At 42.8% G+C, this 16,704-nt stretch carries 9 protein-coding genes; 7 read left to right on the top strand and 2 right to left on the bottom strand.

Going from position 1 to position 16,704, the window contains the following annotated elements:
• The first annotated feature begins 183 nt into the window (after positions 1-183).
• The 7 genes from B4G94_RS23220 to B4G94_RS23190 all read left to right on the top strand — a co-directional run bounded on the left by B4G94_RS23220 (position 184) and on the right by B4G94_RS23190 (position 11,687).
• A complete protein-coding gene (locus B4G94_RS23220; RefSeq protein ID WP_286862311.1) occupies positions 184-1,299 on the top strand; it encodes a glycoside hydrolase family 88 protein in 1,116 nt (371 codons plus the stop codon).
• 7 nt (positions 1,300-1,306) lie between these two features.
• Positions 1,307-2,554 carry a DUF2264 domain-containing protein gene (locus B4G94_RS23215; protein WP_286862310.1) on the top strand — a complete coding sequence of 416 codons (1,248 nt, stop codon included), beginning with the start codon at positions 1,307-1,309 and terminating at the stop codon, positions 2,552-2,554.
• A 45-nt stretch (positions 2,555-2,599) separates the two neighbouring features.
• Positions 2,600-3,937, top strand: coding sequence for a BNR repeat-containing protein (locus tag B4G94_RS23210; protein WP_286862309.1), 1,338 nt, complete (start codon positions 2,600-2,602; stop codon positions 3,935-3,937).
• Between the two features lie 14 nt (positions 3,938-3,951).
• Positions 3,952-5,961 (top strand): DUF2264 domain-containing protein, encoded by a 2,010-nt coding sequence (locus B4G94_RS23205; RefSeq protein WP_286862307.1) that lies wholly within the window; start codon positions 3,952-3,954, stop codon positions 5,959-5,961.
• Between the two features lie 512 nt (positions 5,962-6,473).
• Complete coding sequence (locus B4G94_RS23200) at positions 6,474-9,482, top strand: SusC/RagA family TonB-linked outer membrane protein (protein ID WP_286862305.1); 3,009 nt, start codon at positions 6,474-6,476, stop codon at positions 9,480-9,482.
• Positions 9,483-9,520: 38 nt separating this feature from the next.
• Positions 9,521-11,233 (top strand): RagB/SusD family nutrient uptake outer membrane protein, encoded by a 1,713-nt coding sequence (locus B4G94_RS23195; RefSeq protein ID WP_286862303.1) that lies wholly within the window; start codon positions 9,521-9,523, stop codon positions 11,231-11,233.
• Between the two features lie 178 nt (positions 11,234-11,411).
• Positions 11,412-11,687, top strand: a complete 276-nt coding sequence (locus tag B4G94_RS23190) for a hypothetical protein (protein ID WP_286862301.1) — start codon at positions 11,412-11,414, stop codon at positions 11,685-11,687.
• Between the two features lie 28 nt (positions 11,688-11,715).
• Here the strand turns inward: B4G94_RS23190 and B4G94_RS23185 are convergent, their stop codons facing one another.
• Positions 11,716-13,170: a rubredoxin gene (locus B4G94_RS23185; RefSeq protein ID WP_286862300.1), complete on the bottom strand. Its 1,455-nt coding sequence runs from the start codon at positions 13,168-13,170 to the stop codon at positions 11,716-11,718.
• Between the two features lie 4 nt (positions 13,171-13,174).
• A complete protein-coding gene (locus B4G94_RS23180; protein WP_286862298.1) occupies positions 13,175-16,696 on the bottom strand; it encodes a nitrate reductase in 3,522 nt (1,173 codons plus the stop codon).
• Between the last annotated feature and the right edge of the window lie 8 nt (positions 16,697-16,704).

The raw sequence follows: 16,704 nt of genomic DNA, 5'->3' as shown, positions 1-16,704 counted from the left end.
TAAATAAATGTATATTGTACGTTTATTTAGAGTAAAGCCACTAAACCTGATCATTTAGCCTTTTAGGCCTAAAATGATCCCATTTTAGGTCATGATTAGTCTTTATTCAAACATCTTCCAAAACGATTTGAAGTAGTTTTGTTTGTCCCGGTGGGGAATCAAACATTATAAATCTTAATAGACATGCGTATCAATTTTATTTTATGCCTATTGCTTATAGGACATTTTTCTTTTGGACAGAAACTGAAAAAAGAAGCGGTCCTTTCTCAGCTCAAAAGTGCAAACCAGTATTGGCAATCTCATCACAAACCGGAGGTTTGGGCATTTTGGGATCAGGCGGCCTACCATACTGGAAATATGGAATTTTATAAGATTTCCAATTCCAAAAGTGACCTGAAATATTCTGAGGACTGGGCAAGGTTCAATGATTGGAAAGGCGCTAAATCAACCAACAAACAACATTGGAAATATAGCTACGGTGAGACAGATGAGTATGTTCTTTTTGGAGATTGGCAGATCTGTTTCCAGACCTATATTGATCTTTATAATTTGTCGCCAAGTCCCGAAAAGATTGCTCGAGCTAAAGAAGTTATGGACTATCAGATCCATTCAGCCAATACTGATTATTGGTGGTGGGCTGATGGCCTGTATATGGTGATGCCTGTCATGACCAAAATGTACCAATTGACTAAAGATCCGCTTTATCTTGATAAAATGTATACCTATTTGCAATACGCAGATAGTATTATGTTTGATAAGGAAGATAAGTTGTACTATCGTGACGCAAAATATGTTTATCCGAAACACAAAAGCCTCCACGGCAAGAAGGATTTTTGGGCGCGTGGTGATGGTTGGGTATTTGCTGCCTTGGCTAAGGTCCTCCAAGATCTACCCAAGCAGGATAGACATTATAGTTATTACCGTGAAAGATTCAAAGAAATGGCGGTTGCAATCGTAAGCTGTCAGCAAGCAGAAGGTTTTTGGACGCGAAGTATGTTGGATCCGGACCATGCTCCTGGTAGGGAGACGAGTGGTACGGCCTTTTTTACCTATGGTTTACTTTGGGGTATCAACGAAGGAGTACTCACTGATCCGAAGTTTGCTCAGGCTGCGCTTAAGGGCTGGCACTACCTTAGTCAAATCGCTCTGCAGGCAGACGGAAGAATTGGATACGTACAACCTATCGGTGAGAAAGCTATCCCCGGGCAAGTTGTTGATGCCAATTCTACAGCGCCGTTTGGTGTAGGGGCATTTTTATTGGCCGGAACAGAAATATATCGTTATCTGGATAAAAAATGAGTTAACCATGAAGATGAAAAATCAGATTTTATTTTCCTTCCTGCTGCTGTTGGCAGTTCAGTCTGTTCAGGGCCAAATTGCAAAAAAGAAATCAACGGGTAATCATGAGACCAGTAGAACTTTTTGGCTTCAAGAAATGGACTGTATGCTGCGTCCAGTGTTACGGAGTCTAGCACATGACAGTCTTCGATTAAATATGCCTCAGATGACATCGACGCAGGTGGATAACAAGGAGCATCGTATCAAAGTGCAGTATGTCGAAGTATTGGGAAGAGTATTGTCAGGTATAGCGCCCTGGCTTTCTTTGGATGGTGGTTCAGTAGCAGAAAGAAAGCTGCGCGATCAATATAGAGTCTGGACTGTTCAAGCGCTGAAAAATGCGTTAGATAGCAATGCCCGCGATTTTATGCGTTTTGATCTAGGGGGGCAACAGCTTGTTGATGCTTCCTTTATTGCTTTAGGTTTTATGCGTAGTCCATGGTTGTGGGAGCATATTGATGATCAAACAAAAAAGAATTTGATCGCATCGATAAAAATCACGCGTCAGTTTCGGCCAGCTTATTCAAATTGGTTGCTTTTTTCGGCGATGAATGAAGCTTTTTTAGCTAAATATTCAACAGAATGGGATGTGATGCGAGTCGATTATGCCTTGCAGCAATTAGAGCAATGGTATGTTGGCGATGGTATGTATATGGATGGTCCGCATTATGCCTTTGATTACTACAATAGTTATGTTATTCATCCTTTTTTGGCAGGCATCATGGATATGATCCAATTGAAAACCAAAAACTACGACAGCATGTTTGCGAAGATCAGGCTCCGTAACGAACGCTATGCTATTATCCAGGAACGCTTAATCAATGCAGACGGTAGTTTTCCGCCAACGGGGAGATCTGTAATTTATCGCGCTGCGGCCTTTCATCATTTGGCGGATATGGCATTCAAAAAGCGCCTTCCGAAAGAACTAACAACTGGCCAGGTTCGTGGAGCATTGTCTGCTGTATTGAAAAAGACGACAGAAAACCCAGGTACTTATCAAAATGGCTGGTTGACATTAGGTATGTATGGCAGTCAACCTGGCCTTGGTGATCCTTATAACAATCAAGGAAGCCTTTACCTCTGCTCAGTGATTTTCTTGCCTTTGGGACTGTCAGATGAGGATCCATTCTGGACAAGCGAAGCGACAGATTGGAGTGCTAAACGTATATGGTCAGGACAGGATTGGAACAAAGACCATAGCAAGGCTATTCAATAATAGTGTACCTATGAAACAAGCTTCACAAAGCCAATTAAAAAGTAAATGAAAAGATATCGTAGTCAAATTATAAAAATAGTGATGCTCTGCTGTGCATGCCTGTTATTTCTTTTTCAGGTGCGGGGACAAAAAATTAAGGAAACAATAGTCGGAAACGGGTGGGCAAAGAATACGGTTAATACCGCCGTATTTCGCAAGAACTCCTTAACCAGCAACCGTAAATATCAGTATGTAGCCTATTATGACGACGACGGCTATGTGGTATTGGGTCGACGTCTACTATCAGGAAAAGTTTGGCAGCTGCGTCGTACGGCTTATACCGGTCATGCCAAAGATGCGCATAATGTGATCAGTATCATGGTGGATCAGGCAGGATATCTTCACGTATGCTGGGATCAGCATAATAGTCGGTTGAGATACGCACGCTCCATTCATCCAAATAGCCTCGTCCTTGGTTACGAGCAGGTTATGGTAGGTCGAGATGAGACATTAGTGACTTATCCCGAATTTTTAAAACTCCCCAATGGCCAGCTGTTATTTCTATATCGGGATGGGGGATCGGGCAACGGCAATCTCGTGGTGAATAGCTATGATGTGAAACAGCAGCAATGGAAACGTATTCATAGCAACCTGATTGATGGTGAAGGAAAGAGAAATGCGTATTGGCAAAGTTATGTCGATAATCGCGGCACGATACATTTATCTTGGGTGTGGCGGGAAAGTCCGGATGTGGCGAGCAACCACGATATGGCTTATGCCTGCTCCAAAGATGGGGGATTAACCTGGGAGCGAAGTAATGGTATAAGGTATGATCTGCCGATGAAGGCTTCTACCGTAGAATATGCAGCTCGTATTCCGCAGCACCACGAATTGATTAATCAAACATCCATTGCTGCCGATGAAAGGGGGAACCCTTTTATTGCCAGTTATTGGCGCGATCCGGAATCACAGATTCCGCAATATAAAGTCATTTATTTGCAGGATGGTGAATGGAAAGTCCGATCTTTTGATTTTAGAAAAACTCCATTCAGCTTAAGTGGTGGTGGAACAAAAGAAATTCCAATCGCTAGACCGCAGTTGTTGGTTCGAGGGAAAGGCGATAGGGTCGCTTTGACGTTGATCTTTCGGGATCAGGAAAGGGGAGCTCGACCTTCTATTTTGACCTTGTGGGGGATGCAACGCGAGGCCAATGACCTTGTTGATCTTTGTGATGAATCTGTAGGGGCTTGGGAGCCGACCTACGATACCGAGTTGTGGCGAAATAAGCGCAAGATTGCGCTATTTGTACAGGCTACGGTACAAAAAGATGGCGAAGGATTAGCTGAAACGGCTCCGACAGCAGTAAAAGTGCTCGAATGGTGCGACAAATTCGCAAAAAAATGAGGGAGATAAAAAAAATGAAAATAAAACTGGGTATACTTCGAATTCTGGTGTTTCTCGGCGTTTATATTGCTTTCGCAACAAGCATACAGGCACAAAAAAAAACGATTTTCGAACCGCAAAAGCTAGATTTTAAAAAAAGCCCCTATACTGGACTGACACGCCAGCATTGGATGGATGCAGCATCCTATTTGCTGGAAGGTGCATTTTCTGTCGTCCAAGATATAAATAGCCCGATGTTATTTCCCAAGCAACCGGGGAGGAGTTACCCGAGAGATGGGGTGCATAACGAAACGGAACGCTTAGAGGGGCTGTGTCGTACACTCTTCATCGCTGTGCCACTATTAAAGAAAAATCCTGACTATAAGATTCGTGGTATTCGCGTAGCGGATTATTATCGTCATCAACTGGAACGGCTATTGGATGAGACCACTGAAAGTTATATTGCTCCACTTCCCGAAAATGGAGGACCTAGTCAAAAGTTAGTAGAATTTGGCGGTTTGGCGGTTGCGCTAATGGCAGCTCCAGAAGTGTTATGGGATCCTTTGCCGGAAGAGACAAAAGATAAACTTGCACAAACCATGCTCAGTTATGGTAATGGACCAACGATACAGATGAACTGGCGCTTTTTCAATATCATGATTATGAGCTTTTTTAAAAGTAGAAGCTATGCTGTCCGAGAAGATTATCTCAAGGACTTGTTAGAAAAATGCTTAAAGGACTATAGTGGCGATGGTTGGTATAATGATAGTCCTTACTATGATTATTACAGCATGTGGGCCTTTCAGCTTTATGGATCGCTCTGGGCCAATAACTATGGTGCGACGATGTATCCTGAACTTGCCGCTCAATTCAAATCCAATCTACAGGATGTGGTGAAAAGCTACCCTTATTTATTTAGTCGTGATGGCGAAATGATTATGTGGGGGCGCAGTATTTCTTATCGGATGGGGGCTGCGGTACCCTTCCCATTATTGGGGCTATGGGATGATCCGTCCATCAATTATGGTTGGATGCGAAGAATTGCATCGGGTACCTTATTGCAGTTTTTAAAAAATCCCGATTTTCTTTCAGATGGTATTCCAAACCTTGGTTTTTACGGTGCTTTTGATCCTGCTGTGCAAGAATATAGTTGTCGGGGCAGTGCATATTGGTTCGGAAAATTCTTTTTAGGTCTATTGGTTCCGGAAAACAGTAGTTTTTGGACTGCCTCAGAAAATCTTGGCGCTTGGGATCGTCAAATTCCGGCCGCTAAGGTGTTGAATACCTATGTTGACGGTGCTGAGATATTGATAACTGATTATGATAGGATAGGTGCTTCCGAAATTCGTTCTTGGAATGCAAGTAAGGTCGTTGGCTATTATCAGGGAACGGAAAATTACAATAAGCTCTCCTATAACAGTGCGTTTCCTTGGCAGGCCGATGGAAAGAACGGTGAAATCTCAATGAATTACGCGTTTCAAATCGGACCGAATACTTGGGAATCACTTCGCATGTATCAGTTTAAGGGATATGAACAGGGGATTTATCGCCGCATGGCGACATTAGCCTCGGACACGACGGTACATTTAGCTTTATCGGAGCGGACATTGGCAAATGGAATTTTAAGATGTGACCAGTTACTATCCGATAAACCCTTGGGCATTCGGTTAGGTCATTATGCCCTTCCAAAAAGGAAGGATAAGCCCATTGCAGTGCGTACACTTCAATATAAAGGGCACGAAGCGATGATTTTAGATAATGGTGAATACCAATTGGCTATGGTGCGGCTGTTGGGTTGGGAGGGAATGGAAAATAGAAGTTGTCATGGGCTTCATCCTGTGGCGGAGGAGAGTGCGGTATTGAATTGTTTTGCAAGAGAAGGAAAACCGGGAGCACAATGGTATGTCAGTTTGCAGCTGTGGAAGAAATCGGGGGAAAAATGGACAAATGAAGAGCTGTTCCCTGAATTGAAAGCCACGGATAAAAAAGTTGAGCTCCGTTGGCGGAATGGCGAGAAGCAAATATTTCATGCTTGGACACAATAAACACTACATTGTTGTCAGGAAGGGCCTGTTCATTTTGGACTGCCTCTTTTTATTTTAACCTTACAGGTACTCTTCTACTGCCTGATTTTAACTAATCGGGGCGCGAGAGCTCGGCTCTGCTTGTTAACAGATGCTTTTGATGATCTCGTTTGAAGTCTGCGCGATTGAGACTGTATTTCTTCGATAGGATCAGTTCATATATGTTCAATAACGGCTTTTTTTAGCATTTTGAAGGGAATTTCAACTCAATTGAACCAAAATCAAACACGTTGATCTCCCTTCCGAGCTACTTTTGTTTCTAGTTCAACAACATCGGTTGACGAAATTATTTGCTTGCTTATCCGGAAAATGTGCGCGCTATTTTTTGGAGGGGACAAGAATACCAATTATAAACAAGACAGTCTATGAATTCAAATTGAGAAGAATATCCTTTGGACATTCTGGCATTGCTAGGTTGATTCCAGAAGCACTTAGAAAATAATATGCTAACCAAATCAATTATTAAATAAACCATGTTAAATCATTACTATAACAGATTTACAAAAAAAGGTCTTTTGTTGAATAGCCTTTTTTTGATTGCCCTGTCCAGTTATGGGCAGAGTGCAAATGTGAGAGGGGTTATTAAAGATACCACAGGCAAAGGAATTGTAGGTGTTACCATCCGTGTAAAAGGTGGGGTTGAAACAGTTCAGACCGACGCACAGGGAAATTTCTCAATCCAAGCGTCTCCTGGAAGCACGTTAATTATCACATCAGTTGGATTTCAAGAGAAACAAATTACAGTTGGGCAGCAAGCCAATTTGGACATTGCCCTTGTGCCTGCCGAAAATGTCTTGGAGGAGCTTGTAGTGGTGGGCTATGGTAGTCAGAAAAGATCGGATATAACTGGTTCGGTTGCTTCAGTTCCCAAGGATCGTCTTTCAAAGATCCCTGTGAATAATGTGATGCAGGCGATTCAGGGTGCGGTGTCTAATGTGACGGTATCCCAGGCATCATCCATTCCTGGTGATGCGCCCTCGGTGCAGGTAAGAGGAAGAAATTCGCTTAGTGCAACAACGGAGCCTTTTATTGTTGTGGATGGAATTCCATTGACAAAAACAGATGGCTCTATTAATGACATCAATCCCAATGATATTGAATCTGTCGAAATCCTGAAAGATCCTTCCGCTGTGGCTATTTATGGTGTAAATGGTTCGAACGGTGTGATATTGATTACCACAAAGAGAGGAACAACCGGTAAACCGTCCATTCGTTACAGTGGCTATGGCGGGGTAGAGCATGTAGCGCACATCCTCGAACCTGTTTCTGGCGAGGAACTGTTAAAGCGTTATGCGGAATATGCCCGTATCACCAACACGAGTTTGTACAATGGCGGTCCGGTACGCAATCAATACGAATATGACAATTATAAAAATGGCGTAACGACGGATTGGCTGGATGCGGTTATGCAGACTGGCGTCATACAAAACCACAACGTCAGTTTATCGGGCGGTAGTGAAAATGCCAAATATTTTGTGTCGGGCGATTATTTAAATGAAAAAGGAGTTTTGTTGGGTTACAATTACAAACGTTACTCTTTCCGGACGAATACCGATTTTAAGGCCACCAAATACCTTTCGGTGGGTACGTCCTCCTTTATCGTTGCGCACAATAGAGATGGCGGCCGGGCTAATTTGTTGCAAGCTGCGGCCATGAGCCCCTATGCTAGAATGTATAATGAGGATGGCTCTTTAACACAATACCCGATGTACTCTGAGCAACTGTGGTCCAATCCTTTGTTGCCAACAACCTTAGATCCGCAGCGCCGTCAATTTAACATTAGCCTGAATGGCTATGCCGATTTAAATTTTGGTGAATTGTACAAGCCATTAGCAGGGTTGAAATATAAGTTGAATGCAGGGTATTCCTTTGTGCCGGTTAGAAACAATGAATACGAAGGTGAGTCGGTGTATAATTTTGCTGGTCTTGGACGCATAACCAATAATGAAACACAGACTTATACCTTAGAAAATATATTGACCTATACGAAGGACTTTGGTAAGCACCATATTGACTTCACTGGACTATATGCGGCAAAAAGCAAATATTGGCAACAGGCAATTGCAACAGGCGAGGTATTTCCCAATGATGCACTTGGTTGGGGTAACTTGGGGGCCGCGTCAACACAAAAAGTTTCTTCGACGGCAGATTTATATCGTACAATCTCACAAATGGGGCGCTTAAATTATGCGTATGATAGCCGCTATATGCTGACCTTGACCGTTCGTCGGGATGGTGCATCTGTATTCGGAAGAAACAATAAATATGGTGCTTTCCCATCCGCAGCTGCGGCATGGAATATTCATAACGAATCCTTTATGCAAAACGCCAAACATATTGTCAGTAATTTAAAATGGCGTATTTCTTATGGCCTTTCTGGAAATGAGGCTATACCTGTTTATCGCACTCAATTTTTAATGGACTCAAACCCAATGGCAATGAATGGCTTGTCGAATACGGCCTTAACTATTCGAACCTTGATGGGCAATTACGATCTACAGTGGGAGAAAACAAAAGGTCTAAATACCGGTGTCGACTTTGGACTATTAAATAATCGGATCACAGGTAGTATTGATATGTACAAATCCAGCACCTATGATCTGCTCCTGACCCAAGGATTGCCTAAGCTAACTGGTTTTGCGACAGTTTATTCTAATATCGGTAAAATTGAGAATAAGGGTATCGACCTGACCTTAAATACCAAAAATATCGTAAAAGATCATTTTAACTGGTCGAGTACACTGGTTTTCTCTCGTAATAAAAATAAAATTACGGAAGTATATGGTAACGGGAAAGACGACCTGGGCAATAGGTGGTTTATAGGGCAGCCTCTAGGGGTAATTTACGATTATACGAAGGTGGGTATCTGGCAGACGGACGAGATTGCGTCTGGAGCGAATAAGGGCTGGGATGATGCTGCGCAAGCTGGCGATCTCAAACTTGCAGATATAAATGGTGATGGAAAAATCGATGACGGCGATCGATCTGTTTTGGGGCAGACTGCACCGAAGTGGACTGCCGGTTTGACAAATACGTTTACTTACAAAGCGTTTACGCTAAATGTTTTTATCAATACAGTGCAAGGAGCGTTGCGCAATAATCCGCAGATAGGAGGAGCGTCGGACGAGATGGGACGTCGAAGCACACCAGCAGCGCTCGGGTATTGGACACCGGAAAACAAAAGCAATGAATGGCGTTCTTTGGGTAACCATTCCAATATTCATGGATATGGCTTCCCCTCAAATGCTAGTTTCACTCGTTTGAAAGATGTAACCTTAAGTTATACAATGCCGCAGCAGCTTGTCGAAAAAATTGGAGTACAGGGCTTGACAGTATATGCTAGTGGTCGCAATCTGTATACATGGACCAATTGGCTTGGCTGGGATCCCGAAGCTAGGGATATTACACGTGGATCAGGAAATGACAACATCAACTACCCAATGGTAAGGACGTATGTATTAGGTATTAACCTTAGTTTTTAACGCTTACCCATCATTTTGCAAAAATCAATTATATACACATGAAAAAGACGATAAACAATTATACCACCTTATTTTCCATATTTGCTTTGTTATCCGTAGGAGCGATCTCTTGTGGTAAAGGCTATTTGGACGAGAAACCATATTCAAGTTACGATGCTACGAATGTTGATCCCACGACAGTGGAGAACAGGTTGCTGGGCTTACATTACAATTTTGCACAGCTCTGGGGCTACAGTGGCCGGCAAGGATTTCTTTCCAGCTGGCAGATTGGGACAGATATTACGAGTGCAGGATCGACAGAGGGTGTTGAAAATCCTTTTTACCAATATGCTGATCTGAATTCAGAAAATGGAAGTGTAAGTTTTTTGTGGGAAAAATGCTATGCATTTATTAATAATGCCAACCTTGTCATAGATGGAGTGGGTGATAGCAATCCAAAGGCTACTGCAGAAGCGCGGTTTTTTCGTGCCTACGCCTATAATATGCTGGTTACTTTATGGGGAGATGTACCTTTGTTGACCAGTTCAATTCAGGTGCCTTCATTTAATTATACACGGGCCGCTGTTGCTGAGATCGATAAAGTTATCACCGATGATTTGAATTATGCAGTTAAAGAACTCCCCGATCTTGCTACAGCCAGCACACCTAGCCGAATCAATAAAGATATGGCGAGACAGCTTGCTGCAGAAGCTTTTTTACGTATTGGTATGCGTGATGCAAGCTATTTCGCGCAAGCGGAAGCTATGGCAACCGCCATTATCGACGGGGGTAACTATAAGTTGATTGAGACACGTTACGGAAAATACCTGTCTGAAGGCGGCGATTATTTTAGAGATATGTTTCGTCAGGGGAATATGCGTCGTAGGCAGGGGAATACCGAGGCTATCTGGACTTTTGAGGTGGAGTTCAATCGAGAGGTTAATGGCGGTACTATTGACAACCCACAACAACGCCGGGTATGGCAGCCAGCTTATCATAAGTGGGATGGGATGGTCAATGCCGATTCGCTGGGTGGAAGAGGAAATGGCCGTTTACGGTTGAGTAATTTCATGAAATATACGGTATGGAATGGGCTAAAGGGCGATATTCGCAATAGTAATTTTAATATACGCAGGACAACCAATTATAATCGTCCAAATTTCAGTGCAGAAATTGGTGTCAACGCCGATGGATATCGCGTAGCAAAAGGTGCAGGAATTAAAAATATTGTTATCAAAACAGGGGATAAAGTAGTTCCTTTTCGTACCGATAGTTTAGAAGTTTGGTATCCATTTCCAACAAAATGGGGTGGTTATGATCCACTCGATGATTTTGGTTATGCGCTGGTGAAAGATTGGCCTGTGATGAGATTCGGCGAAACCTATTTGCTGCGTGCAGAAGCTCGATTGCGTCAAGGAAATGCAGCCGGTGCGGCAGAGGATATCAATAAACTGCGGGATCGCTCATTTAAAATGGCACGTACAGAGTCTGGAAATAATCAGTTAGGAAAAGTAGCCACAAGTGATTTAACGATTGATTTTATCCTGGACGAACGCGCTCGGGAGCTGATTGCAGAAGAAAACCGTCGGATGACTTTAGTCAGAATGAATAAATTAAAAGAACGGATTTTACGAAATGGGGACACAGGACCTGCAAACAAAATAACAACTGGTTTTCAGGATTACAATGTTTTACTGCCTATCCCATTAAGTGAGATTCAACTGAATAACAAAGACGGCGACAATCTAAAGCAAAATCCAGGGTATAAGTAATCTTAATCAGGATATTGTTTGATCGATATGATCTGATTTTTTACAAATAGGCTTATTTTAGGGTAAGTCTATTTGCCTTAATCATTCTTTCAGAGGGAAGTGATAATAATCTTTCATTATCAATGAAAAAAGGGGAATTGTGTAATGGCCTTCCAATGGCTAGATATTATGAAATATTATGGAGGTAATATATTGGCCAATATTGCAACAGGCACTGATCGGCAATGGAAAGCCCATTGGTTTGGAAAGCCCAAATCGGTCAAAGGCCTCGAGAGGAAATCTTGGACAGACAAATTTCATATCTGTCGTATGGTCTGAACGGGCAATTACGCTTTATGTGGATGATATCGAGATGCTCCGTGTATCGATGTACCTTCACCTTCCTGCCATTCACCGAGTTTTTCTGTCCGTTAGTCTAAAGTCCATAGGCCGGCGACCTTTTGTCAGTATCTAGAAGATGATACGTTAAAAAGTATAGTTCTTTATTTGATCAGTTTCTTAAAAGTTGACTTTTCATTTTCACAAATGCTACAACAATATGTCGCAGGCAGCTTCTCAAATAGTGTTCCTGCGGCGACATCCTGCGTACTATCTCCCCAGATGGGATCATATATTGTCTGACAGGCTGGACATTGATAAGTGACTCTGATCAGATCGGACTTTTCTGTTGTAGCCAGCGTAGGAATATTATGAGGTTCTTGGATCACTGCTCTACCTCGAAGTTGATAAAATTCTTCGCACAGTGCCAAGATCACACTTATAAGTTCTGCTCGTTCCACGCGTTTTTGATAAGTGACAAAGTCTCTTGAATTAGGGTTGAAATCTTGCGTATGTTGCACCTGAAACCAGGATTTCTCTCCCTTAGAGTCGATGAAACGCAAAATTACAGATCCCCAGATCCCACTCTTTGGTTGCATTTTAATACCAAAACAAAGTTTGTACGTGCGAATATCCAACCAGTTCATGTGGTGCACCAATTCCTGCTTAAGCGCTAATGCAATGGGATCAAAATCTTCGGTCATCCAATTGAGTTCATTTAGGGCATGCCGCAGGTTGATTCGATGTCGATCTAGCACAATATCCCAATCAGGTCTTGTCGTCGTTTGAATATCTTTAATAACAATTGATTTCCAAGGCGTAGTGTACAATTGGCCGATCCTGTGTTGCAGACAGAGATTACATATGTCGCGTAAAAAAGCGGTCGAAAAGGTTTCGGAGCGCCGGTATACCCCCAGCCATAGTCTATCTTGGTAGGTATTAAATCCCTCATAATAGGGGAGTTTAAAGGTGGGTTCCATAAATGGCTGTTCTGTGGACTGGAAAAGAAATTTTCCGGAGGCAATAGCTGACGCTTCTAACTTTTGTCCCAACTGTTGTCCTTCGCTTGAAGTTGCAACCAGCGACCCGATCATCATTGGCTCCAAAAACAGACTTAGTCTCGCAATATCGTCGGTATTTACAAGAGTGGACCAGGTGTAAAATAAGTTGCTTTTGGGAAATCGGAGCTGAAGGTACCAATAATTGCTAAATTCCGAAGTGATGAAATTTAGATTTCCAGTATAATACGGTACCAAGGATTGAGTGCAGTCCACAACATTCACTTTCAACTGGGGATTGAACTCGAAACTGTCCAAAATATCTTTATATACGCCTTCACGTACCCATGCTCCCTGATTAAAAAGCCCATCGGCTACATATGAACTCACAATGTTTGGATATATATCCTGACCAATTTCATAAGCAAACTCCTGATTGAACAGTATATATTCTAATTCTTCAAGTTGCGTATCGTTTACTTTAAAATATAGTTGCTGCCTACTGCCAAATTTGACTTCCGTAATACCCACCTCTTCCAAAGGAATCAATAAGTTGTCGAGTTCTCCTGGAGATATTGCACCTCCTGAGAGGTTAACCTTGATAAACTGTCCTTTTTTCATTGTTTTACTTTGCATAGGATTTTACCTCCTTATCCTTTTCTGTAGCGTAGTTTTCCAAAATACGCTTAACTTCGGGTTTACAGGATCCACAACCTGTCCCAGCTCCGGTGGATGTACATAACTCCTGAAAATCGGTACATCCACCGCTAATACATCGTTGCAGATTTCCCTCTCCAACTTGGCTGCATGAACATACCAATCGCCCAATGACAGCTTCTTTGGCAGTTCCGCTTCGTAATAGCTGTAGCCGCTTTTCACTTAATTCGATCCTGTTTGCAATCAAGTTTTTAAACTCAGAAAATTCGTTCTTGTCACCGATCAAAATGGCACCTACAAGTCTATCCTGATAGATAATACATTTTTTGTAATAGCGCTTGGCCTTGTCAATAAAAATAATCTCTTCATAGTCCTCATTTGGCGTTTCTGTAAGACCAATGCTACAGAGGTCAAAACCTTGTATTTTGATAATATTCATAAACAGGCTTCCCTTATAATAGCTACTGATATCCCCCTGATGATAATGTGCAACTATACAAGCCTGTTCTTCGGCAGCTGCAGTGATACCGTAAAGTGTCCCTTCAAATTCTGCAATCTCTCCGATGGCATAAATAGCAGGGTCGCTAGTTTTCATATGACTATCCACGACCACACCCCGTTGGCAAAGTAGGCCGGCATCCCTTGCTAATTCGATATTGGGCGTAGTACCTATCGCTAGGATTAGTGCGTCGCATTTGATCTGTCGTCCACTCTTTAATTCGATCTTTGTCAGTTTATTGCGGCCGTAGTATAGTTGAACTTCATCGTTATAGAATATATCGCAGCCGAGGTCTATCATTTCTTCGTGAAGCAATTGACTCCCAAGTGGATCCAGCTGACGATTCAAAAAACGCGAAACACGTTGAACGATGGTGATTTTTGTCCCATTTTCACGGAGTGAAGCTGCCATTTCCAGTCCTAATAATCCTCCGCCTACGATAACGACATGCGCCTGCCCGGGAAGGTATCGCTTCAATAGGTCAGCGTCAGTCCGACGCCGCATCGTAAAAATACCAGGTAGCTTCGGCACATGCTTTGGCAGGCTGGGACGGCTGCCTGTCGCGAGAATTAAGATATCATAATATGTTTTAATACCTCGAGAATCCAAAACATATTTGTTGATTCGGTCGATTGCATTAACCTGGATACCACGTAGATGTTGGATATCGAGTAAAGGTTCCTCTTCGTCTTTCATTTTTACCAATTGCTCCCATTGAAGCTCGCCACTGACATAATGTGGCAGCATGACACGATTATAAAAAGGCAGATCCTCATTACTGAAAATGATAATTTCATCGGTCTTGTTTAGTTCCCGAAAGGAGCGGACAAAACCATGCGCTCCGGCACCGGCACCAACAATGACAATACGTTCCTTACTCTTCACATGAGGTTCGACACGTACCGCGCAAAATTTAAAGTCAGGCTCCTTCGAAATAGGATCCACTAAATCGTTGGTCAGATTATTAGCTCTATGGAGATCAGATCCCAATATCTTACCCCAATGCATCGGTAGAAATACGACCCCAGGTTTAATCGTCTTGCTGATCAGTGTCCTGACACGAACTTCGCCTCGTAGAGAATAAACATTTGCCAATTGCCCGTCAATCAAGTTCAGTGCTGTTGCATCTCTTGGATGAATTTCCAAAAATGCATTCTGAATATGTTGGTTCAGCTTACTGACCTTACCTGTTTTCGACATGGTATGCCATTGGTCACGGATCCGTCCTGTTGTCAGGATAAACGGAAAATTTTGGTCAGGCAATTCACTGTGATGCTGATCAGGAGGGCTATGCAATTGCGCCCGCCCACTTGGCGTAAGGAATTTGTTATCCTGAAAAAGTCGTGGAGTACCTTTTCTCTTTGACAGATCAAAAGGCCACTGCACGGTATTTAGATTGTCAATAAGTTTATAATCCAACCCAGTAATGTCGATACTTGTCCCTGCCGTTAACTGGACATGTTCTTTATAGATGTCCTGTTGTGTAGTATATGAAAAACCATTAAAACCCATTTTTTGTGCAAACCTTGAAAGGATTTCTGCATCCGGAAGAGCTTCGCCTGGAGGGGCAATAGCCTGATGCAGGTGACTGATCCTGCGTTCTGAATTCGTCATTGTACCTTCTTTTTCGGCCCATCCAGCTGCAGGAAGAATAATATCCGCAAAGTCCAGGGTCTGGGGCTTATTGGATATCTCCTGAACTACAACGAATTTAGCCATTTGCAATGCTTTTTCCACCAGCCTTGTGTTCGGGAGACTAGTGAGTGGGTTGGTACAAAGAATCCAAATTGCCTTCAATCGTCCGTCGGCTAAGGCTTCAAACATTTCGGTAGCTGTGAGCCCTGGTTTGCTGCTCAAAGTAGTCCCTGACCAGAATTGTTGAATTTCATCGCGATGTGCCTTATTATCCATATCACGGTGAGCGGGCAGTAGATTGGCAAGCCCTCCAACTTCTCTTCCGCCCATAGCATTGGGTTGTCCAGTTAGTGAGAAAGGACCACTTCCCGGTTTTCCGATTTTCCCTGTAATCAGGCTAAGGTCAATTAGGCTCAGGTTTTTGTTAACTCCCACTACACTCTGATTAAGCCCCATTGTCCACATACTCAGAAGACTCTTGGATTCGCCAATATAGCTGGCTGCGCGTTCAATGTCTTCCACTGGGACACCACATATTGCAGCGGACTCCAGTAAAGTACGTTCGAATACCCGTTTTTTGTACATTTCATATCCTTCGGTATGATTGCTTATAAAATCAAGGTCTATATCTCCTTGTTCTATAAGTAATCTTCCCAGCGCATAATTGAGGGTAATGTCTGTCCCTGGGTTAATTTGCAAATGCAGGTCAGCCAATGCGCAGGTATCAGTAACACGAGGGTCGACAACAATAATTTTGGTCGCTGGATTTTTAGCTTTGTGTGCCTCTATACGTCGCCAAAGGATCGGATGGCACCAGGCGGGATTGGCACCTGCGACCAAAAAGCAATCAGCAATCTCAATATCGTCGTAGCATATCGGTACACTATCCTCACCCAACGCTTTTTTATATGCTGCCACAGCGCTGCTCATACAAAGACGTGAATTGGTGTCAATATTGTTCGTGCCAATAAACCCCTTGACTAGTTTATTGAGAATGTAATACTCCTCTGTAAGGCATTGTCCAGAAGCATAAAATGCCACAGAATCAGGACCGTATTTTGCAATTAGCGTGCGTAAGACCGCTGCTGCACGATCCAACGCATCATCCCATGAAACACGTTGTAACGGACTGGATCTATGGTGCCTCATCTGCGGGTAGAGAAGTCTGTCTGAGCGATCATTGACTGTATATTGCAGATTCATGCCCTTGCTACATAATTTGCCTTGATTGACAGGGTGTTCACTATCGCCGATAACGGAAATCATTTTATTTTTTTCGACCGATATCTTCACACCGCAACCTACACCACAGTAGCAGCAGGTACTTTTATATACATTGTTCGACTCTTTATTCATAGCAAAAG

The sequence above is a fragment of the Sphingobacterium sp. UBA7625 genome, assembly GCF_002484085.1.
In the GTDB taxonomy this organism is placed as follows: Bacteria; Bacteroidota; Bacteroidia; order Sphingobacteriales; family Sphingobacteriaceae; genus Sphingobacterium; species Sphingobacterium athyrii.
This window is presented reverse-complemented; position numbering and strand designations above follow the sequence as displayed.